This window comes from Pedobacter sp., assembly GCF_037719805.1.
GTDB lineage: Bacteria > Bacteroidota > Bacteroidia > Sphingobacteriales > Sphingobacteriaceae > Pedobacter.
In genome coordinates this window covers 294,278-315,065 of the sequence record NZ_JBBJLZ010000003.1, presented here as the reverse complement: position 1 = coordinate 315,065, position 20,788 = coordinate 294,278, and the positions used below count along the sequence as shown (strand labels likewise).

At 40.8% G+C, this 20,788-nt stretch carries 22 protein-coding genes and 1 pseudogene; 4 read left to right on the top strand and 19 right to left on the bottom strand.

Features of this window, described 5'->3' with window-relative positions; all coding sequences use genetic code 11:
• Positions 1 to 143 precede the first annotated feature (143 nt).
• The 7 genes from WKF66_RS11085 to WKF66_RS11055 form a co-directional block, all read right to left on the bottom strand.
• Positions 144 to 989 carry an aldo/keto reductase gene (locus tag WKF66_RS11085; RefSeq protein ID WP_489674514.1) on the bottom strand — a complete coding sequence of 282 codons (846 nt, stop codon included), beginning with the start codon at positions 987 to 989 and terminating at the stop codon, positions 144 to 146.
• A 21-nt stretch (positions 990 to 1,010) separates the two neighbouring features.
• On the bottom strand, positions 1,011 to 2,075 hold the full coding sequence (locus WKF66_RS11080; RefSeq protein WP_489674513.1) for a carboxymuconolactone decarboxylase family protein: 1,065 nt from the start codon (positions 2,073 to 2,075) through the stop codon (positions 1,011 to 1,013).
• Positions 2,075 to 2,563: a (R)-mandelonitrile lyase gene (locus WKF66_RS11075; protein ID WP_489674512.1), complete on the bottom strand. Its 489-nt coding sequence runs from the start codon at positions 2,561 to 2,563 to the stop codon at positions 2,075 to 2,077. Before WKF66_RS11075 ends, WKF66_RS11080 begins: the two co-directional genes overlap by 1 nt.
• A 53-nt stretch (positions 2,564 to 2,616) precedes the next feature.
• The gene (locus WKF66_RS11070; RefSeq protein ID WP_489674511.1) at positions 2,617 to 2,997 is read right to left on the bottom strand and encodes a hypothetical protein; all 381 of its coding nucleotides are present in this window, start codon (positions 2,995 to 2,997) and stop codon (positions 2,617 to 2,619) included.
• Positions 2,998 to 3,052: 55 nt separating this feature from the next.
• Positions 3,053 to 3,439, bottom strand: coding sequence for an aldo/keto reductase (locus WKF66_RS11065; protein ID WP_489674510.1), 387 nt, complete (start codon positions 3,437 to 3,439; stop codon positions 3,053 to 3,055).
• A 26-nt stretch (positions 3,440 to 3,465) separates the two neighbouring features.
• A complete protein-coding gene (locus WKF66_RS11060) occupies positions 3,466 to 3,900 on the bottom strand; it encodes a hypothetical protein (RefSeq protein ID WP_489674509.1) in 435 nt (144 codons plus the stop codon).
• A gap of 230 nt (positions 3,901 to 4,130) precedes the next feature.
• Positions 4,131 to 4,385: a hypothetical protein gene (locus WKF66_RS11055; RefSeq protein ID WP_489674508.1), complete on the bottom strand. Its 255-nt coding sequence runs from the start codon at positions 4,383 to 4,385 to the stop codon at positions 4,131 to 4,133.
• A gap of 138 nt (positions 4,386 to 4,523) precedes the next feature.
• On the opposite strand from WKF66_RS11055, the gene WKF66_RS11050 reads away from it, so the two are divergent.
• The 3 genes and pseudogenes from WKF66_RS11050 to WKF66_RS11040 all read left to right on the top strand — a co-directional run bounded on the left by WKF66_RS11050 (position 4,524) and on the right by WKF66_RS11040 (position 7,533).
• Positions 4,524 to 5,420, top strand: coding sequence for a helix-turn-helix domain-containing protein (locus WKF66_RS11050; protein ID WP_489674507.1), 897 nt, complete (start codon positions 4,524 to 4,526; stop codon positions 5,418 to 5,420).
• A 476-nt stretch (positions 5,421 to 5,896) separates the two neighbouring features.
• On the top strand, positions 5,897 to 6,661 hold the full coding sequence (locus WKF66_RS11045; protein ID WP_489674506.1) for an SDR family NAD(P)-dependent oxidoreductase: 765 nt from the start codon (positions 5,897 to 5,899) through the stop codon (positions 6,659 to 6,661).
• A pseudogene (locus tag WKF66_RS11040) lies at positions 6,586 to 7,533 on the top strand (aldo/keto reductase). Before WKF66_RS11045 ends, WKF66_RS11040 begins: the two are co-directional and overlap by 76 nt.
• 91 nt (positions 7,534 to 7,624) lie before the next feature.
• Here WKF66_RS11040 and WKF66_RS11035 read toward each other — a convergent pair.
• The 7 genes from WKF66_RS11035 to WKF66_RS11005 form a co-directional block, all read right to left on the bottom strand.
• Positions 7,625 to 8,095, bottom strand: coding sequence for a (2Fe-2S)-binding protein (locus WKF66_RS11035; RefSeq protein WP_489674505.1), 471 nt, complete (start codon positions 8,093 to 8,095; stop codon positions 7,625 to 7,627).
• 24 nt (positions 8,096 to 8,119) lie between these two features.
• The gene (locus WKF66_RS11030; RefSeq protein ID WP_489674504.1) at positions 8,120 to 10,375 is read right to left on the bottom strand and encodes a xanthine dehydrogenase family protein molybdopterin-binding subunit; all 2,256 of its coding nucleotides are present in this window, start codon (positions 10,373 to 10,375) and stop codon (positions 8,120 to 8,122) included.
• 24 nt (positions 10,376 to 10,399) lie between these two features.
• Positions 10,400 to 11,047 (bottom strand): hypothetical protein, encoded by a 648-nt coding sequence (locus WKF66_RS11025; RefSeq protein ID WP_489674503.1) that lies wholly within the window; start codon positions 11,045 to 11,047, stop codon positions 10,400 to 10,402.
• Positions 11,048 to 11,152: 105 nt separating this feature from the next.
• Positions 11,153 to 12,133, bottom strand: a complete 981-nt coding sequence (gene moaA, locus WKF66_RS11020; RefSeq protein ID WP_489674502.1) for a GTP 3',8-cyclase MoaA — start codon at positions 12,131 to 12,133, stop codon at positions 11,153 to 11,155.
• Between the two features lie 110 nt (positions 12,134 to 12,243).
• The gene (locus WKF66_RS11015) at positions 12,244 to 13,305 is read right to left on the bottom strand and encodes a carboxymuconolactone decarboxylase family protein (RefSeq protein WP_489674501.1); all 1,062 of its coding nucleotides are present in this window, start codon (positions 13,303 to 13,305) and stop codon (positions 12,244 to 12,246) included.
• Positions 13,306 to 13,394: 89 nt separating this feature from the next.
• Entirely contained in the window at positions 13,395 to 14,018 is a 624-nt protein-coding gene (locus WKF66_RS11010) for a flavodoxin (RefSeq protein ID WP_489674500.1), read from the bottom strand.
• Between the two features lie 21 nt (positions 14,019 to 14,039).
• Positions 14,040 to 15,131, bottom strand: a complete 1,092-nt coding sequence (locus WKF66_RS11005; protein ID WP_489674499.1) for an aldo/keto reductase — start codon at positions 15,129 to 15,131, stop codon at positions 14,040 to 14,042.
• A 200-nt stretch (positions 15,132 to 15,331) separates the two neighbouring features.
• Here WKF66_RS11005 and WKF66_RS11000 point away from each other — a divergent pair, with 200 nt between their 5' ends.
• Positions 15,332 to 16,225 (top strand): helix-turn-helix domain-containing protein, encoded by an 894-nt coding sequence (locus WKF66_RS11000; protein WP_489674498.1) that lies wholly within the window; start codon positions 15,332 to 15,334, stop codon positions 16,223 to 16,225.
• Positions 16,226 to 16,528: 303 nt separating this feature from the next.
• Here WKF66_RS11000 and WKF66_RS10995 read toward each other — a convergent pair whose 3' ends face one another.
• The 5 genes from WKF66_RS10995 to WKF66_RS10975 form a co-directional block, all read right to left on the bottom strand.
• On the bottom strand, positions 16,529 to 17,104 hold the full coding sequence (locus tag WKF66_RS10995) for an NAD(P)H-binding protein (RefSeq protein WP_489674497.1): 576 nt from the start codon (positions 17,102 to 17,104) through the stop codon (positions 16,529 to 16,531).
• 10 nt (positions 17,105 to 17,114) lie between these two features.
• Positions 17,115 to 18,095 (bottom strand): aldo/keto reductase, encoded by a 981-nt coding sequence (locus tag WKF66_RS10990; RefSeq protein WP_489674496.1) that lies wholly within the window; start codon positions 18,093 to 18,095, stop codon positions 17,115 to 17,117.
• 21 nt (positions 18,096 to 18,116) lie between these two features.
• Complete coding sequence (locus WKF66_RS10985) at positions 18,117 to 18,572, bottom strand: nuclear transport factor 2 family protein (protein ID WP_489674495.1); 456 nt, start codon at positions 18,570 to 18,572, stop codon at positions 18,117 to 18,119.
• A gap of 26 nt (positions 18,573 to 18,598) precedes the next feature.
• Complete coding sequence (locus WKF66_RS10980) at positions 18,599 to 19,444, bottom strand: aldo/keto reductase (protein ID WP_489674494.1); 846 nt, start codon at positions 19,442 to 19,444, stop codon at positions 18,599 to 18,601.
• A 214-nt stretch (positions 19,445 to 19,658) separates the two neighbouring features.
• The gene (locus tag WKF66_RS10975; RefSeq protein WP_489674493.1) at positions 19,659 to 20,636 is read right to left on the bottom strand and encodes an aldo/keto reductase; all 978 of its coding nucleotides are present in this window, start codon (positions 20,634 to 20,636) and stop codon (positions 19,659 to 19,661) included.
• Between the last annotated feature and the right edge of the window lie 152 nt (positions 20,637 to 20,788).

Sequence of the window (20,788 nt, the reverse complement as noted above, 5' to 3'; positions counted from 1 at the left end):
AACCCTCTCAGATTTTGGGCCTCCAAATGATTTGAGCGGATGATGTTCAATGTATTGAAATTCTAATTTATCAAATAGTGAATTTAACTCATGGATTAAATATCAACCAAGTTTACTAACATTGCCGGTACTTAAAGTACTCCTTATATTTTAAATCTTTCAAAGAGGTTCTCCATCGCATCTGCATCGTTATGGTTCATGAACAATGTTTTCGCTCTGTCCAGACCTTCTATATTCTGCATTTCATCAAGGGTAAGGCTAAAATCGAATATGTTGATATTCTCAACCATCCGGTCTATATGAGAAGATTTAGGAATGACGATTACGCCGCTTTGAATTAAAAATCTAAGCGCTACTTGTGCCGGAGTTTTGTTATACATCTTACTAATTTCTACTAGAACCAGGTTGGTAAATAGTTCAGTACCACCCCGTGCTAGAGGAGACCAGGCTTCCATCACTGTATCGTATTTTTCATGGTGTTTTCGTATTTCTTTTCTCTGATGAAATACATGGGCTTCCAATTGGTTCACCGCAGGCTTAATTTCACTAAATTTAGCAAGGTCCGCAAATTTGTCAGGATAAAAATTACTCAATCCGATCGCTTTGATTTTTCCTGACTTGTACGCTTCTTCCATCGCCCGATACGTTCCATAATAATCATTATACGGTTGATGTATCAAGAGTAAATCGATATAATCTATTTGCAGTTTATGAAGGGATTGTTCTATTGATGCTCTGGCTTTTTCGTACCCTGCATTTGTAATCCACACTTTAGTTGTAATAAAAAGTTCTTCCCGTGGCACACCGCTTTTTACAATAGCGTTGCCCACGCCTTCTTCATTGTAATAAGCCTGCGCTGTATCAATAGAACGATAGCCAACACTGATGGCATCTAATACACAGCGCTCACACTCTTCAGGAGAAACCAGAAAGACACCGTAGCCTAACATTGGCATTTGTACGCCGTTATTTAACTTTACGTATTCCATAATTTTTATTCTATTGTTTACCTATTCTATTTTTTTGAAGATTTCCAGCATTGTTTCTTCATCAATGCTTGCCATATCTATTAACTTTAATGACTTTACCATTTTAAGTGTAGCTGTTTTGTAAAGCTGGAAATGTGGTGTTTGCAAATGCGACTGATAAGCAGCTTTGTTGGCGTACATTTCAACAATGCGTATTTGCGTTGGGTTTTCCTTTTGATACATTGGAAAAATAGCGATTACACCTGGCTCGATCTTTACAGAGGAAGCAGCTTCTTCTTTCAAAATACCAATATATTCATCCAAATATTCTGGAACAATTTCAATTTCCGAAATTCGAACCATCATATCCTTTTCGATTACCCGAACAGTTGGCTTTGACAATAATTTTCTAAGAGTATTTGCCTGTATTTTACCAATATAATTTTCAATCAATTCTGAAACCTGTACCAATTGGCTTTCTACAAGTCCGGTATTCTTTCCCATTGATAAGTGGGATTGCAATTGCGATTCTACACCTGTCATTGCAGACAATGCTGAAATGGTAGCAAGTTCCCTTTGTTGAAAAGTTAGAACATCGCTTTCAAAAACATCCCCAAACAGATGTTCTTTTAGAAATGCGTCAATACGAGGTGCAAACTTACCAAACCCTGCTGCTGGTTTCAATTGCGGAGTTTTGGAAAGTGTTTCCAAAACTTTTTTCCCCTGCTCGTATTTATCAAAATTGTTTTTTATAGGGGTTGCTTCTTTGCCTTGTTTGTCTGAAATTCCTTTTGCTTTTCTTTCCTGGATCACATTCATGAAAGTATTAATACCGTTAAGGCTTCTTGGAAAACCGCAATAGGCATACATCTGCACAAGTAGTTCCTTAATTTCGTTGATAGTTAGCCCTGAATTAAGACCAATATCCAATGCACTTTTCAACTGAGGTATATCTCCTTTTGCTGTTAATGCTGATATAGCAACGATGCTCTGCTGCTTTGCATCTAAAGCTACATTGTTGTTATTATTATCCTGTGCGTTCATGTTGGTGAAACTAAATAATGAAACCGTGAGTGTTATCAACACTTGAAATATGCTTGTTTTCATTACTTAATGTTTAAGTATTCTAGATCTGTTACTTTTTGCAGCCATGTCACGATGCCTTTCTCCGTATTTGGATTGATAGCCATATGTGTCATCGAACGGGTAGGAGTTGCACCGTGCCAATGCTCCGCATTTGGCAGGCATTTAATGACATCTCCTTTATGGATTACCTGTATTGATTTGCCTCTTTCCTGGGTATAACCTCTGCCTTCAATGACAATTAAAATTTGTCCTGCTGGATGGGTATGCCAATTGCTTCTTGCGCCTGGTTCAAAGGTCACACTTCCTATCATAGAATTAAATGTTGTATCATCAGCAACTAATGGTTGCAGCCATGCAGTGCCTGTAAAGTATTCACTTGGAGTTCTATTTCCTTTAGGAAAAAGCGTATCAGAACTGTTTTTGCTTGTTTGTGCAGAAACATTACAACTCAATAGGAGCGCAATGCCCAACTGGAGAGTGAATGCTGTTTTTATGCTTGTCTTTTTCATGATTTGCTGTCAATATTTTAACCCGTATAACTTATATCTTGTTTTTGCAATTTTTAGTGTGAAATGTTTGTCTGATCTGCACTTTTAGATGGAATAGCTATTTTGACAATCATTGCTGCTACCTGCACTCCTATAAAAACTCCATATGAGCCACTTGCATCAAAATCCAACTCATTTATAGCTCTTCCACCAGAATTCGGGTTCGCATAGATATGGATATTACTCACTCCTTTAAGCAAATTCTCTGCAACATTTGTATGTTTTAAGATGGCATTATCACCTTTTTGGGATAAATCACTTGCCATAAGGGGAAGTGCAGCAGCAGCAAGACTGGCATTATATATAAATTTTCTCTTTGTCCAACTGGTAAATGTCTTGGTAGATTCAATTGGCTGTCCTTCTTTTTTTTGCCTGTTCATGTATATTCCAGTCATTATTTGTGACTATGAGTAATATTCATTTCACTTATTTGCACTTCTGAGTTTATAATTAATATGTCTTTGTCGGTAATGGTGTGTTTCCGTTTGTACCCTTGGAGCTGGCACCAAGGTTAGCGCCTAAATCATGATTGGCTAAAAGTTCCTTGGAAGCCCTTGCTCCATGAACCCCAATTCTTGAAAATTCCTGGTCGATTTGTTTAAGATCATCTGCTGTAAACTCCACTTGCAGCGCATTTAAGTATTCCTCTAAGTGCTTTATTGAGGTTGTACCTGGAATGGGTACAATAAACGGATGCTTTGCCATTAACCAGGCGAGTGCTACCTGTGTCGGTGTTGCATACCTTCTTTCGCCAATGCGTTGTAGCAAGGAAACTATCTTCCAGTTTGCTTTTATATTTTCTGGCGTAAAACGTTCTGTGTTATAACGGACATCCAACTTTAGCTCTGTATAAAAATTGGTTACTATTCATCATCCCAGCAACAATAGGCGCAATTACAGCTATGCCAGTAATAAAGACCAGTGGCTTTGTTCAGTTTTACCCGGTAGACCGCGGTACTTGGGTCGGTTTTAGAAATTAATTTCCACCCGAATGTGGATTTTTTATTATTCTGTCTTGCAAAATCGCTTTTGTAGGCTAGCTTAGTTTCTCTAAGCAAGTCGTGCACTTCTACCGAGTTGTCAACATGAAACTCCAAGTAACCCTTTTTTGACGGTACCTCTATATAAATAAAACGATCTTTTTTTACTTTCACCTCACCGGGAATAATTTTAGCACTCGATACTCTTTGTTTTGGAGTTTTGGATGATTCACCGCCCTTCTGAGCTGAAAGATTTAAGGTGCCTATTACAAGAATGCATGCAATGGTCAATGCTCTTACAAATGTCTTTTTTTTCATAACTAAGTTTTTAAATTAATCCGCATTACCGTTATTGATAGCGGTCATTTTTTATTTCTTTTATTGAGAAATTAAATGTTAACAAAACGCATATTTAATTGGAGAAGAATTCAGTGAAAAGGATAAAAAGTAAAGTAATATGTATAAATGCCAATCGTTCGAGGTGTGACTTAATTGTTGCGTGAGTTGACTAAAGTCCTATCAAAGGTCTCCGGATCACTTCCGCCATGTTATTGTTTTTCAATAGTGTTTAGTATGTTCACCTCTTTCCGCGCAAGCTCAAAACCAAATATCTTCAAATTGCTTGCGATGCGGTGATGAGGAACGTATCTAGGAATGACCGCGACACTATTCAGAAGATGCCAGCAAAGTACAACCTGCCCAGGCTGAATGGATTTGCTTTTATCCTTGGTTAGCATTTCTTTAGCTGTCTTAGTTTGGCGTTTAGTATTAACTGAGGCCGGAAAAGTTTTAAAAGGATTCATAGTTCAAAGATCAGTACATATAGATTCTCTGGAATTAGACGTACTACTTTATTTTTTACCATTATTACTGTATTTGTCTCTCTTATAAATCACTACATACTTTAATAGCTAAATTTGTATAACGAAAAGGCTTTAAACATGGTAGAAACAATTGTTTTAGACAGCATACACAAATACAACGCTTTTGGGGGAAAGAACACCTTACACCCAATGGTCAGCGTTTTGGACTTAGCCGAGGCACCACCTACAAAATATAAGCGTTTAGTGATGGACGTTTACTGCATCATGTTTAAGAATACTGCTTGTGGGGATTTGCGGTATGGTAAAGGCCATTATGATTACCAGGATGGCTCCCTTTTATTTTTTGCACCGGGCCAGACCGTAACAGTAGAGGACGATGGCGAATGGCATCACCCTAAAGGATATTGCCTTGTTTTCCATCCTGACCTTTTAAGAGGGACCTCGCTCAACAAAGGCATGCATGAGCATTCCTTCTTTAATTACCAGATGCATGAGGCACTGCATCTCTCTATTGATGAACAGAAGATCATACTGGAAGCTTTTGCAAAAATCGATATTGAGCTCAGGCGTCCAATCGACAGGCACAGTAAAAAGCTCATCGTGTCAGATATTGAGCAGTTGCTTACCTATTGCACACGTTTCTATGACAGGCAATTTATCAGCCGCAATGACACCCACCAAGGTGTATTGGAGAAATTTGAGCAATTAGTAAATGACTATCTTCTTTCAGGCAAAGGGGAAATATTAGGGTTACCTTCTGTAAACTATTTTGCAGGCGAATTATGCTTGTCGCCTAACTACTTCGGCGACTTAGTTAAAAGAGAGACTGGAAAGTCGCCTCAGGAATATATTCAGTTGAAGTTGATTGAAACAGCTAAAGAAAAAATATTTGATGAATCCAAGCCGCTGGGCCAGATTGCATCTGAACTGGGCTTTAAATATTCTTCTCATTTTACCCGGTCATTTAAAAACAAAGTAGGAATGACCCCACTTGAATACCGAAATTCAAACTAGTGGTACTGCATATGGTCAATAGTCTTGGCTTTTCGATCCTACTTATCTTCAATAGTCGTTAAACACCCTACGGCAGACCGCTTTCGTCCTGCCAAACTTTGTGCAGGCCTGCGGGTTGCAAAGGCAATGGCTCTGTTGGCCATTAATTGCTGGGGGCATCCTTATCAAAAGGCAAAATGACATGCATGCGAATCGCGTCGCGGAAGCACTTATCGCTGAAGAGGTATCCTAACCTGTAAAAAGGGTTATCATCGCCGTAAAATGTATAAACTTGAAGTTAGGGCCAACTATTAACTTTGGAAGTGAAAATAACGGTGAAACTAGTGGTAGTAGGGATAAGCAAACTTAACGGGATAATCTGTACTTCAATAATATAATTATTGAACAAGCCGTTCCTCTTGCCTGTATCTCAAGCTCCAGAGCAGATAAGGATCTATCAGCCGTTTGCACATAACACAAGAATAAATAATATCTGCATGGAAATATCATTTAAAAATAAAGTAGCGCTGGTAACCGGGGCAGCATCGGGAATCGGACTGGAAACTGCGAAAGCATTTGCCAAAGCGGGTGCGTCAGTAGCATTAGCAGATATGAATGAAGCAGCCGTCAAAGCGGAAGCAGAAAAACTGATATCGGAAGGTTACAAAGCTATCGGCATCAAATGCGACGTCACTAATGAACAAGAAGTTAAAGCTATGGTTGAGCAAACAGTGGCTGAATTCGGCAGACTGGATGTAGCCTATAATAATGCGGGCATGCATGTAACGGTTGCTGAGACCGCCGACGCTGACGGTGAAGAATTTGACCGTGCCATAGCAGTCAATCTTCGTGGAATATGGAGCTGCATGAAATATGAATTGCAACAGATAAAACTTCATGGTGATGGTGGGGCAATTGTCAATTGCTCTTCTCAAAGCGGATTGGTCGGTACTGCTGGATTAGGCGCTTATACTGCTGCCAAACATGGTGTAGTTGGGCTTACGAAAAGTGCCGCGCTGGAATATGCACCGCGAGGCATACGAATCAATACCATTTGTCCCGGAACAACTGATACGCCGATGGTTGCCAATGCGGTTGCACTTGCACCGGAGCACATGGCAGCCATCATTAAGAGCATTCCAATCGGACGCCTGGGTCTGGCATCAGAGATTGCAGATACTGTGTTATGGCTGTGCAGCCCGGGTGCAGGATTTATAGTCGGCCAGGCGGTGACGACGGACGGCGGTTATACAGTCGCCTAAATAAAAGATTAACATCAAAAGAAAAATATGAAAAGAGAAATATAGGAAGCCTTGAAGTTTCAGCTGTAGGCTACGGTTGCATTGGCCTTAGCCACGCATGCGGCATAATACCCGAAAGGAAAAACGCGTTAAGTATTTTACAGCAGGCATTTGACTTAGGCTGCAATTTTTATGATACCGCCGAAGGCTATGGGAATGGCCATAATAAGGAACTTGTAGAGGAAGCATTCCATTTTACACGAAATGAGGTCATCATTGCTACGAAGTTAAATATCCCCGGTGAACGCATCTATTCCAGAGCTGCTTTACTTAACGAAATCAGAGCGCATCTGGATGCTTCGCTGAAAAGATTACGCACCGACGGGATAGATCTCTATTAACAACATCGCGTCAACAAGGATATCGCTATAGAAGACGTTGCCTGGTGCATGGGTGAGTTCATTAAGGAATGTAAGATACTAGGCTTGAGCCAGTCCCAGGCAACAGAAGATGAATTGAGACGTGCGCACGCTGTAACTCCACTGACCGCCATCCAAAGCGAATATTCTTTGATGGAACGGATGTTTGAAAAGGATGTGATTCCTGCCTGTGAGGAACTGGGTATTGGTTTTGTCGCATTTTCCCCCTTAGCGAGCGGGTTTTTGTCTGGTAAAGTACAGGCCAGCGATAAATATTCTGGTGATGATGTGAGAAGAGCTATTACCCGTTTTGATGATACTAATACTTCAGCCAATCAGCGGCTTTTGGATTTACTAAATAAGATTGCACAGGATAAAAATGCTACACCTGCACAGATTTCACTTGCTTGGATGTTAAATAAAAAAGACATTATCGTGCCTATATCGGGAGGACGGACTCTAGATAGCGAATAGTCTTATTCATATTTATTTGGTTCAGGAAGCTAAATTTACTATCCTGATAATGGTAGATGACCCTGCACAATGAAGATTAGTATAGATACTCTCAAATATCGCTATCTGAAACGCTGCCTTTTGCTGCTAGCTGTATGGCTTCCTTTATCCGTAAATACGTTCCACAACGGCAGATATTTCCTGCCATAGCATCATCGATATCCTGTGATGAAGGACTTTTATTTTCCTTTAATAGTACAGCAGCTGACATGATTTGCCCCGCCTGGCAATAACCACATTGGGATACGTCCAGTTCCAGCCAGGCTTTTTGTAATGGATGGCTGTTTGTTTCCGACAATCCTTCAATGGTAACAACCTTCTTGCCTTGAGCACGGCTTATTTTCGTAACGCAAGAACGGACAGCTTCGCCATCCAGGTGAACCACACATGCTCCGCATTGTGCAACCCCACACCCATATTTGGTTCCTACCAGTCCAATATTATCACGTAATACCCAAAGTAATGGTGTGTTAGGATCCGCATCCACTTTGTATGCCTTTTTATTTATATTTAAAGTAATCATATGATTAGATTGATAGATTAGAAATTATGCACTAGGAATCTCAGACTTCTGTAAAAGAAACGGCTGTTGATAGAAACGTCTTCCGTAGGCTTTATAGAGCGCATTTGCTACAGCACCAAATACTGGTGGAAAGGGCGGTTCCCCCAATCCAGTAGGATCAATATCGTTTTGTACAAATGATACTTCCACCTTCTTAGGAGCCTCATTCATACGGATAATCCTATATTTATGGAAATTGTTCTCTTCAACTACGCCATCTTTATGCGTTAACCCGCCATATAAGCTATTACCAATTCCGTCAATGACAGCTCCTTGAACCATATTTGTTGCTGCATCTGGATTGACCACGATACCACAATCAATAGCAGAAAACACCCGTTCAACATAAGGTTGTCCGTCTCTCATCGTCATATCAACCACATGGGCAGCGTAAGAATTGTGGCAAAAATAGGCAGCAACTCCCCGGCTAAATTTACCGTCGTCAGCGCCAGCCCATCCAGATTTTTCCTTTACCAATCTCAGCACCTCGGCATACCGCTCCGGATCGTACTCATTGTTTTTGCCGACAGGATTTTCTTTAGCTCTTTTCAGTAGGTCCAAACGAAATTCTATCGGATCTTTTCCCATTGCCTCCGCAAGTTCATCTAAAAAAGATTGCTCTGCTGCAGCGTTAAAGTTAGACCTTGGAGCTCGAAAAGCACCAATGGTAATGTTAGAAGGGATTGCCCAACCTTCAGCTAGGTAATTGTCAACCGCACCGGCAGGAAATCTGTTTGCGTGAATAGCGTGTTCCGGGATACCGCCACCTTTAACATGAAAGGCGATCAAGTTTTTATTGTAATCAAGTGCCGCTTTATAAGTAGCAGTATACATTGGACGGTAGATTCCATAGGTAGAATCATCTTCACGACTGTAAATAAGTTTAATAGGCGCCTTTGCCTTTTTTGAAATTAGTGCGGCCTCTGTTAAGTAATGGGTGTAAGCACGACGTCCAAAACCTCCACCCATCCTTGTCATTTGTATTTCTACTTTGTCAGCTGGAAGATTCAATAACTTGCAAAGCGTAGGTTCAGCAAGTCCTGGGGCCTGCAATGGCCCCACCAGCAATGCTTTTTCATCTGTAACATGCGCAAAGAAATTCATGGGCTCCATACAATTGTGCGCCAAAAATGGTGCATCATACGTACGCTCAATGATCTGTGCAGCGTTTTTGAAGGCTGTCTCCGGATCACCGTCCCTTCTTAGTTGCTGAGCTGGCTGCTTGGCAAACTCTCGCATTTTTTGCATTTGTTTTGCGGTAGTCTCTAATTCCCCTGGAACAATAACTTCCTTCTTGCCACCCCTGCCTCCCATCGTATCTTTCACATCTCCTGCAGGCATCCACTCTACAACAAGTTTCTTACGGGCGTTCATCACTTCCCAGGTCGTTTTTCCTACTATCACAAGCAGGTCATTGAATGATCGTACATCAAAACCGGCTTGTTCAAATCCATCCTCATACATCTTTAAGCTAAAGACGTTTTTTATGCCTGGCATCTTTGAGGCTACTGAAGCATCAAATGATTTAAGCTTCATACCGAAGGCTGGTGGATGATGAATCATCGCGATCAGCATTCCGTCATGTCTGTAGTCTAGCCCAAAAAGCGGTTTACCGCTGATGATCTTGGTTCCCTCAACGTTCTTCTGAGAAGTCCTGACAACCTTGAAATCTTTGACTTCTTTTAGCTTTATGTCTTTAGAAACAGGGATTGCTGCTGCTTTGGAAGCAAACTGTCCGTATGTCCCTTTTTTACCACTTTTTTCGTGATATAGATTTCCCGACCTGGTGGTTATTTCAGCTATTGGGACAGCCCATTGCTGTGCTGCAGCCTGCATCATCATGTTTCGGGCTGTTGCACCTGCCATTCTCAAAGGCTTCCAGTAAGATCTTACCGAATTACTTCCTCCCGTAAATTGGGAACCTAATTTGACACTGTCATGCGGTCCCATTTCAACGACAACTTTATTCCAGTCCACATCCAGTTCCTCGGCAACGATCATCGGCAAAGAAGTCATTACATTCTGTCCAAACTCAGGATTAGGACAAATTAACGTAATAATATTTTCAGGGCTGATCTTTACATAGCCATTAACTTCAACTAATTGAATTAGCGGAGCTTCGGCATTGCGGGCAGGAAGGGCAAGTTTAGCAAGACCACTAAAATGAATCATTAAGCCACCCCCAGCGAGTAATGAGGTTTTTAGAAAGGTTCTCCGGCTATTGTCTTTGGTCGTTTCCATACTATATTTATGACATTGTTAGTATTAATCTTGAGGTGCAAAAGCCCCGGTGTTCAACCAGGTGATCCATGCCTTTTTAAATTCTGCATGGCTCAAAGGAGGAAGTGTTCGCCCCTCTCCCATATTCCAACCGGCCAGCACCAAATCATCATCAGCATGTTCGATAAGCTTCTTGATGTCTTTATGCCCGTTTTGTTTAGGATCAACCAACTGTTTAGCCAATTGCTTAGCTGATCTGCCTTCAAATACCATTTTCATATCTGCTGGAGGTAAATGCCAATTGGGATTACCAGGAGGCGTATGCAGTCCGGGCGTGTTGGTTGGTTGGTGGCAATTGGAGCATTTCATAGCATAAACTCCCTTTCCCTCTAGCCCTCTTTTAGGAAGCATAGTATGAAGGTGACTATCATCTCCCTGCAGTGGAACATCTCCTGATGGATGACAATTCATGCATCGGGGACTCATTAATACGGCATAAACTTTTTTAAAAGCATTGACCGAAGCAACACTATCCTTTTCTTTGCTTTCTTTGACTAGTTTGATCGGCCTTCCATTTTGTGGTAAGTCAGACGCAAATGCCATAATAGCTATAAACAAAAATAAACATCCCAATACAAAGAAGGTCCTTATAGCACCATTGGGCTTTTTATCATTAAACTGAATAATACTCATTTATCCTCCTGTATTGTAGTTGTTATGAAATATACAAAAATATCTATATTTGAAAACATGTATTTGATTTATCGTCAATAAGTTACATACTTTCATCATTATTAGTTAACCACCAATTGTAATCATGCTCCGATTATGAATATCCTGGATATCGATCTGTTCAAATGGTTTATTCAGCTGTCCCCCAAGTTCTTTTTTCTTATTCCAAATAGAGGCCTGAATCAAAGGAAGAACTGGTTGATTATTTCTTAAAGCGGTTAGCAGATCAGTTTCCTCCTCACTAAACAGACAGTTTTTAAGTTTGCCATCCGCGGTTAATCGCATTCGGTTGCAGGTGCTGCAAAAGGGAGCAGTCATGGTACTAATGATTGCAAAGGAACCTCTATGTGAGGGAATTGTAAAATGCTTCGCGGTATCATTGGGATTTCCCTTAGCAGGAAAAACAACAAAATCTTGCTGAATCTCTGATAAAATTTCTTCAAGTGAAAACATCTTATTGCTGGTCCATTTATTTCCGGTGAAAGGCATAAACTCAATAAATCTGATCTCAATGGCCTGGTCTTTTGTCCAGCCTATAAAGGCTTTGATTTCATTATCATTAAGCCCCTTCATCACCACCATATTTATTTTTACCGATATGTGATGTTGCAATAGCAAGTTGATATTTTCCCGTACCTGCTCAAACGCATCACGTCTGGTAATGAGTAAAAATTTTTCCCGCTGTAAAGTATCCAAACTAACATTAACAGTTTTTATACCTGCTGAAATCAGTACGGGTAACATTTCGGCTATTCTTGTGCCATTTGTGGTAATAACCAGTTCAACCGGGAGTTTACCAAGTTCAGCAATAATTAGCGCGGCATCTTTGCGCACCAGAGGCTCTCCACCTGTCAGCCTGATCTTTTTCACGCCCTGCGCTACAAAGATTTTGGCCAACGCTAAAATTTCATCTGGCTGCATTAGCCTGGATGCAGGAGTAAAATGGTAGTCCTCTTCAGGCATACAATAGAAACAGCGAAAATTACAGTTATCAGTAAGTGATATCCGCAGATAGTCATGTACACGTCCAAAAGAGTCTTCGATCATAATATCAACTTAAATGTGTGCTACAAACTTCATGATTCTTAGTATTAGTGTAGTTATACGGATTACTGCAATGCTTACCAATTTCACTGATTAGAGCTAAGTCTCAGCAATTATTCCAAGGCAAGGTCATATTCTGCATCATTAACCGGTTTCAACCAAAATGTTCCGGTTTCAGGCTTCCCGGGAACAATCGCCAAGTGGACCATCTCGCTGTCATGCGAGGCGCCGTGCCAGTGCTCTGTATTAAATGGGATCTTGACTAAATCTCCCTCCCTAATTACCTGCACAGGCTTCCCTTTTTCTTGATAATATCCGGTGCCGCTTGTAACTACTAAAATCTGTCCGGTAGGATGAATGTGCCAATTTGTTCTGGCTTTTGGCGAAAAAGTAACCTTGCCCAGTGTTGTTTCATAACCATCTTTTGACGAGACAGGAATATTGGTGAACACTGTTCCTGTGAAGTTCTCTTTTGCCCCTGCAGTTCCTTGGTTGATAATACTCGCTGTATTTTCTGAAAGTTTCGGTAAAGGCGTAATTACATTGTACATTTTATCAAGTGCAGAATGAATTGCCAAAGCTTCTTTATTCCCAACTTTGGCACCTAAAGTAACTGCGATACTACGAAGTTGCGCTTGAGATAGACCGATATTTTTGCCGACGCTTAGATGGGATCCAAGTTGTGCCTCGGCACCATTCAGGGAGGCCAAAGCAGCAATGGTTGCAATCTCCCTTGTTTGATAATCCAAGTTATTCCTATCAAAAATATCAGCGAACAAATGTTCTTTTAAAAACTTGTCGAGCGCTGGCGCAAAGGCATTGGCGCCTTTAAGCTGTGTTTCTTTTACGCCGGTAAGCTTTTCAAGGGTTTCTTTGCCCCTTTGATATTTGTCTCCATTGCCAGGAGCGTCAGTGGGCTCTACCCCTGCCGGGTCAGTAATTCCGTTAGCCCTACGCTCATCCAGTACAGTCATAAAAGTATTAATCGCATTCAGGCTTCTTGGAAAACCGGAATACGCGTATAATTGTACCAAAACTTCTGTAAGCTCTGAAATGGTTAGTCCGGCATCAAGTCCACGGCCGAGCGCTGCCTTTAATCCAAACTGATCTCCTTTGGCTGTGAATGCTGCAGCAGCAACAATCCCTTGCTGTTTAGGCGTTAATATATTTTCCATAATGATTCTTTCTTGCGCTATGAGGGGGGAATAAATAACACTGCTCCAGAAAAGTAATGCTGATAAAAGTAGGTTTTGTCTGGCCATCTTTATTTTTTAATACCAAGGCCCGAAAGCCATTTTGAAACCTCTGCGTTAGTGGTTTCCTTTTTTTCTCCCTCCATAACAAAATAGATTTTGTTCCGCTCTATTCCACCTGTAAATGATACACCTTTCAGCACAGTACTATTTGGAGATAAACTTTTAACCTGATCGAATGAGCTACCAATTCCGTAACCTGCATTTGTATTGAAGGGGATGATTGTTTTGCCTTTCAAATCGTAATTCCTAAGAAATCTTTTGATTGGGGGAGGCAGTTGCATCCCCCAGGTAGGAAAGCCTATAAAAATCGTATCGAACGTCTCAATGCTATCGATCTTTGTCTTAAGAACCGGTAAAAATCCAGTGTTATTTTCCGCGGCTACCTGATCGACAGCCGTCTGATAATCCTCCGGATATGGCTTTTCCAGTTCAAGAGACACCAACTTTCCACCAACATTGCTATGAATCATCTCTGCTACAGCTTTAGTGTTACCTGTTCGGGAAAGATATACGATAAGGGTCTTAGAACTACTGATTTGTTTTTGTTCAGGTGCTATTGACTGTGCGTCTGAGCAGCCATAGGTGAAACCTATGAACATGCTCAATATTAATAATCTTCTTTTTGCTTTCATTGTCTTTAAGTATAATTAGAACTAAGCATCCTGCGATGCTGACTCTGGCTTCCGTACACCCATAAGTTGAATTTTCTCAAGCTCGGTGCGGAACCTTTGAAGTTCTGCTGGAGTAAATTTTACGGCCAGGGCTCCAAGATCTTCTTGAAGATGATGCAGTTTTGTTGTTCCTGGTATCGGGACAATCCATGGTTTTTGCGCCAGTAACCAAGCCAGGGAGAACTGGACAGGAGTGATTCCTTTCTGATCTGACCAGTTTCGAACTAAATTCAGCAAAGCCATATTATTTTTTATTGCCTCGGGGGAAAAATATGGAATAGCAGGAAAGCGGGACTCCGTTGCAAAGCGGCTGTATTCATCAAATTTATCAGCCATAAATCCCCTTACTACTGGACACCAGGGCACAAAGCCGATACCTAGTTCCTCGCATAAATCCAATGTCTTGTTTTCGTGTACCCTCTCCACAAGCGAATATTCATTTTGCAAGGCTGCAACCGGATACACTTGGTGCGCCTTGCGGATATTTTCGTGAGACGCTTCAGACAAACCAAAGTGCAATGCCTTTCCTTCTTTGATTAGTTCCGAAACAGTACCCGCTACATCCTCTATGGGCACCTGAGGATCTACGCGGTGCAAATAAAGCAAATCAATGCGATCGGTCTGTAGACGTTTAAGCATGCCCTCAACTGCTTTGCGAATGCTTTCGGGTTTTGAATCCCTTCCCACATTCTTTCCGTCCTCAAACTTGAATCCCATTTTACTGGCTATTACCACCTTATTCCGTACCGGTCTGAGTGCCTCGCCTACAATTTCTTCAGTTCGGTACGGACCATAAACCTCTGCTGCATCAAAGAATGTTACCCCCTTATCTACTGCCCCACGAATTACTTTTACCATATCGGCCATAGGTCTTGGCGGGTTATAACTATTACTTGCCATACTCATACAGCCAAGCCCTAAAGCAGAGACTTCAAGCTTGCCCAGCTTACGCTTATCTGCAGCAGGCGGCATGCTGGTACCAGACGTGAATCCCAATCCTGAGACAGCGGCTGCTGATGTGAATAATGCTCCTGTGGCCAGAAAATTCCGGCGGTCAATCTTACTATTTTCCATTTTTTAGTATTTAGTAACTCCTATTACCTTGTTTCTCATCTAATCAGTGATTATATTATAACAACACAAAGTTGGGGTCTCGACTTCGCTAATTGCTTATACAGATTACTGTAATGCCTACCAATATCACTGATCGGCAATCAGTTGCTTTCTGGCCCGTAAAACTATCCTTAGCTTTGCTTAAGTAAAAAGAGAAAAAGATGGACGAGTTAACTAACTTTGATACAATTACCCAGTATAATAATTACAACAAAAACGCTACCCCTCACCCACTGGTAAACGTGGTAGATTTATCTAAAGCGGATCCCCGGACACACCATCGGCAGCGTTTTGGATTTTACACCATCTTTCTGAAGGAAATCAAATGTGGCGACCTTCGTTATGGCTGTAATTACTACGATTATGAAGAAGGTACAATGGTATTTGTTGGCCGTGATCAGGTTATTGGTATAGAGAATAAAGAATACTTTCAGCCTCAGGGTAAAGCACTGGTTTTTCATCCCGACTTCATCCGTGGCACCTCTCTTGGCCGCCAGATTCAAGAGTACACTTTCTTTTCTTATGAAGTACATGAAGCGCTTCACCTTTCAAATTCAGAACGAAAAGTTATTCAGGACTGCATAAACAAAATTGAAACAGAGCTGCAGCATCCAATTGACAAACACAGTAAAACTTTAATTGTAAGCAACATTGAGCTGTTGCTCAAATATTGTATCCGATTTTATGACAGACAGTTTATTACAAGAGATGTAGTGAATAAAGGGGTACTTGAAAGATTTGAAGATGTACTTGGCACTTACTTTTCCTCTGAAGAACTACAATTAAATGGCCTTCCAACTGTTGCTTACTGCGCAGAAAGGCTAAACCTCTCGCCTAATTACTTTGGGGATTTAATCAAAAAAGAAACTGGAATATCAGCTTCTGACCACATTCAAAACAAACTGATGGATTTGGCAAAAGAAAAAATGTTCGATCCAAGAAAATCTATCAGTGAAATCGCTTATGAACTAGGCTTTAAATACCCTCAGCATTTTACAAGGGTTTTTAAACAAAAAGTCGGTTCAACCCCTTTAGACTACCGTAAATTAAATTAATTCCTTGCTTAGATTAAGGTTTAAATATCACTAAAAGGGCCCTTTTTTCTCAAAAAGGGCCCTTTCCATTATCTATCTTATTTGATAGTGTTAGGCAACATCCAAAATGCTATTATTCCTAACTTTTTAAGGAAGCCATATCGATTGCGCCTGATGTAGGTCTGAATGGCAGATCCCGCAATACAGGATATCAAATTCTACATCGTAAGGAGTTAATATCCTGCGCTATATGCTCATTTCTTTTAAAAGTTCTTTAGCCCCTGTTGTACCGTAAGCTTTAATATTCTTTGTTTCCATAATTCATTATTGTGGTGAGTTTACACCAATGTTTGTTTTTGAAAAGGTTTCAGGTGAGTTAATGATATCAGTAATTAAAGTGGCTAATGCTTTGCGAGCGATCGTACCACCTTTTTCAGGGGTGCCTTTGGGCGTGGTTTCATACCGTATATCATTTGAGCTGCTGAACCACTCAGGTCTTAAAACCGTATAATCCAACCCGGAGGCCTCTATGACATCAGCCCCTCTGCGGTAAGGCTGAAGTACAGACTTTAATGGAGTTTCGTAAATACCAATAGAGCTAATAAATATGACCCTGTTAACTCCAGCTTCCTTCATTACGGAAACTATGTTTTTATTCATCCCTTCCAGATCACCCGCTAAATTTATATAGACAATATCCTGGCTTTTCATAGCAGTTTTTAGCACTGCTTTATCATTTGCATCACCCTCAATTACTTTACACTTGCCCAATACATTTCCATTAAGCCTGTTTGATTTACGAAGGAACAAGGTAAGGTTGACAGCACCCTGATCAATCAATATATCGGTGACAAGCCGAGCTATACCACCACTTGCTCCTATAATCAGTACATTTTTCATTCTTTAAGATTTACTTCCCTACTCTGTTTTGTAAGTGCGAAGGATAGCGATCTCCCTGAACATTTGTCTCTGCAAAAGCATTATCAATTGCCTGCACATCTGTAGCCGATAGATTAACTGACGCACCTCCGATGTTCTCTGTCAACCGGTGAGATTTAGTCGTTCCTGGTATAGGAACTATCCATGGCTTTTGTGCCAACAACCAGCCTAGGGCAATTTGCGCAGGAGTAGCATTCCTTTGCATTGCTATGTCGCCTAATAATGAAACCAAGAGCTGATTGGCCTTTCTGTTGTCTTCTGAAAAACGGGGTACTACGTTTCGAAAATCTTTAGGGTCAAATTTTGTAGTTTCATTTATAGCACCCGTCAGAAATCCTTTACCTAACGGACTAAATGGAACAAAGCCAATTCCCAGTTCTTCAAGTGTCGGTAGGATTTCTTTCTCTGGTTCTCTCCACCAAATTGAGTACTCACTCTGTAAAGCTGTTACCGGTTGAACGGCATGTGCTTTTCGAATCGATGCAACACCTGCTTCTGAAAGTCCAAAGTGCTTCACTTTGCCTTCTTGAATTAGTTCTTTAACAGTTCCTGCGACATCTTCCATTGGCACATTTGGATCTACTCTGTGCTGATAAAACAAATCAATAACGTCGGTCTTCAATCGTCTTAATGACTCTTCAGCAACAGCTCTTATTCGTTCTGGCCGGCTGTCCTGCCCTTTGCTGGCATCCCCATTTGAAAAGCCAAATTTGGTAGCAATAACCACTTGGTTTCTAAACGGCGCCAATGCATCCCCTACCAATTCTTCATTAGCAATACCGTAGGCTTCAGCAGTATCGAAAAAGGTTATTCCTTCTTCGTAAGCTTGTCTAATAAGCGCAATGGCTTCCTGTTTGTCGGTGGCTGGTCCGTAGCCATAACTTAGCCCCATACAGCCCATTCCCAGAGCCGAAACTTCTAATCCGTTATTTCCTAATACTCTCTTTTCCATAGTTTTATATTTTTAAAGTAATTAAAATGTAGTAGCTATCGAATTCAAAAAAATCCATTTTCCATTTCGATTTTCTAGTTGCATCACCTGTTGCAAACGCCACTTATTTCTTGATCCCCAAATCCGGGCATCAAGCACATTCTGCCCGATGAAAGTCGCCTTTTCCCCTTTTATTTCTACAGAAGTCTTCACTTCTTTATAGGAGTAATATTTCATCCGTTCATTTGCAATCTCAGAGAACCACTCTTTTTTTGATTGTACATAACCCGTCATATGTGTGAGCGTAAAATCCGGAGCTAAAATTTTGTTTAGCTCCACTGTGTTCCGGTCGATCATCAGCTGTGTTAGAAGGCGGGTTACTGCAAGTACTTGAGTTTTATTATTGTCCGATTGATTCGCTTCCATTATACGTTGTGCTTTTGCATTCCCTACGAATTGCGCTAAAATGATCAGGAAAAATAAGGTTGCATTTTTCATGGTCGTTCGCATTGAGTGTTATTCATTTATTTGATCATTTTCGAAAACCACTTAATTATGGCCGGATCGCGATGACTAAAAAATAGGCTTTGATGAGTATCAAGGGATTTAACCGCCTGCATATCTTCTTCAGACAGTTGAAAGTCAAATACATTCAGGTTCTCTTTTAGCCTTTCTTTCCGTACTGATTTTGGGATTACAACCACTCCTCTTTGAATAAGCCAACGCAAAATAACCTGCGCCACTGACTTTCCATATTTCTTTCCAATAGTATCAAGCAGCTCGTTTTTGAACATATCGTTCTTTCCTTCTGCAAAAGATGCCCAAGATTCCATTCTAACACCATTTTCGGTTAAAAAAGCAAGGTCTTCTTCACGTTGGTAAAAAGGATGGGTTTCAATCTGATTAACAGCAGGCGCAACTTTATTATTGACGATAAGATCCATTACCCTGTCTGTATGAAGGTTGCTAACACCGATTGCACGCACTTTCCCATCTGCATAGAACTCTTCCATCGCTCTCCACGACCCATGTACATCACCATATGGTTGGTGAATGAGATATAGATCCAGGTAATCTAATTGTAGTTTATTCAAAGACAGCTGAAATGCTTTTTTTGTTCCTTCATAGCCGTTATCTGCAATCCAAAGCTTTGTGGTGATGAAGAGCTCCTCTCTTGTTATGCCGCTCTCTTTAATAGCTGCGCCCACTGCTTCTTCATTCTGATAGCCAGATGCAGTATCGATAGAGCGGTATCCAAGTTCTAATGCATCCAAAACAGTTTGTTTACACTCGTTGTAATCGGGTATTTGGTAAACGCCTAGCCCTAAAACTGGCATTTCGACACCATTATTTAATTTCACATTTTGCATAATTGAATGTTTAATTAGTTGTGTATTTCTTTCTTCTCTTCCCAGGCAACAGTTGCAATACGTTTTGTAATCAACCAATTGTTATCTTTTTTTAGATATTCATCCTGATAATTCGAGTAGATTGTCCTTAAGTAGATTCTACCACCAGCACTCTGTCTACTATAAATTTTTCTTCCATTTTACTTATCTCTTGATTTAAGGAACAGCATGCTGATTACTCTTCTGAAAGGCCTAATAGCCCTGCATCCAGGCGTTCACCTTGTATATTTATTTCTGACAACCTGGTGTCAATCTCTTTCAAGTCTTCTGTAGTCAGTTCGAGGTCTACCGATTTGATGTTATCATCGATGTAATCGATTTTATCCATACCTGGGATAGGCACGATCCATGGTTTTTGTGCCAGTAACCAAGCCAATGCAATTTGAACCGGATTGGCATTTTTCCTGGCAGCAATGTCACGCAACATTTCCACAAGTGGCATATTGGCTTTGATCGCATCAGGCGTAAAACGGGGAAAATTGGCACGAAGGTCAGTAGCAGCATCGAACTTTGTATCGGCCGTTATATTACCAGCAAGAAAGCCGGTTCCAAGCGGACCCCATGGCACAAAGGCTATGCCCAACTCTTCGCAGACAGGAAGCACCTTTTCTTCAGGTTCCCTTGTCCAGATTGAATACTGGTTCTGCACTGCAGCTACAGGATGTATTGCATTTGCGCGGCGGATGGTGTCAGCCCCTGCTTCGGAAAGTCCGTAATGTTTAATCTTGCCTTGTTGTATTAACTCTTTTAGTGCACCAGCTACTTCTTCAATAGGTACATTCGGGTCAACACGATGCTGGTAATACAAATCGATGTAATCCGTTCTCAGTCGAGTTAAAGATTCTTCGACTACCTTGCGGATATGTTCAGGTTGACTATTGATGCCTGTATCTGAAATCATACCAAATTTGGTAGCAATAATAACATCTTTCCGGAAAGGTTGAAGCGCCTCGCCAACCAAAAGCTCATTGGTTAATGGACCGTAAGCTTCCGCGGTATCAAAAAAGTTAATTCCTCTTTCGAAGCCTGCACGAATAGTTTTTACGCCATCACCAGTGTCAACGGCCTGGCCGGTACCAAAGCTAAGGTTCATACAGCCCATACCCAACGCAGATACTTCCAATCCGCTGTTTCCTAATTTTCTTGTTTTCATGTTATCTTAAATTAGTGAATGTTACCTCAATTATTTAACAGTACAAATGTGAGGTGTTAACAGATATTACAACTTATACAGGTTACTGTTTCACTTACCAATATCAATGGTTGACCTAATTATTTTAAGATTTTAATGACTTTTACACTTTA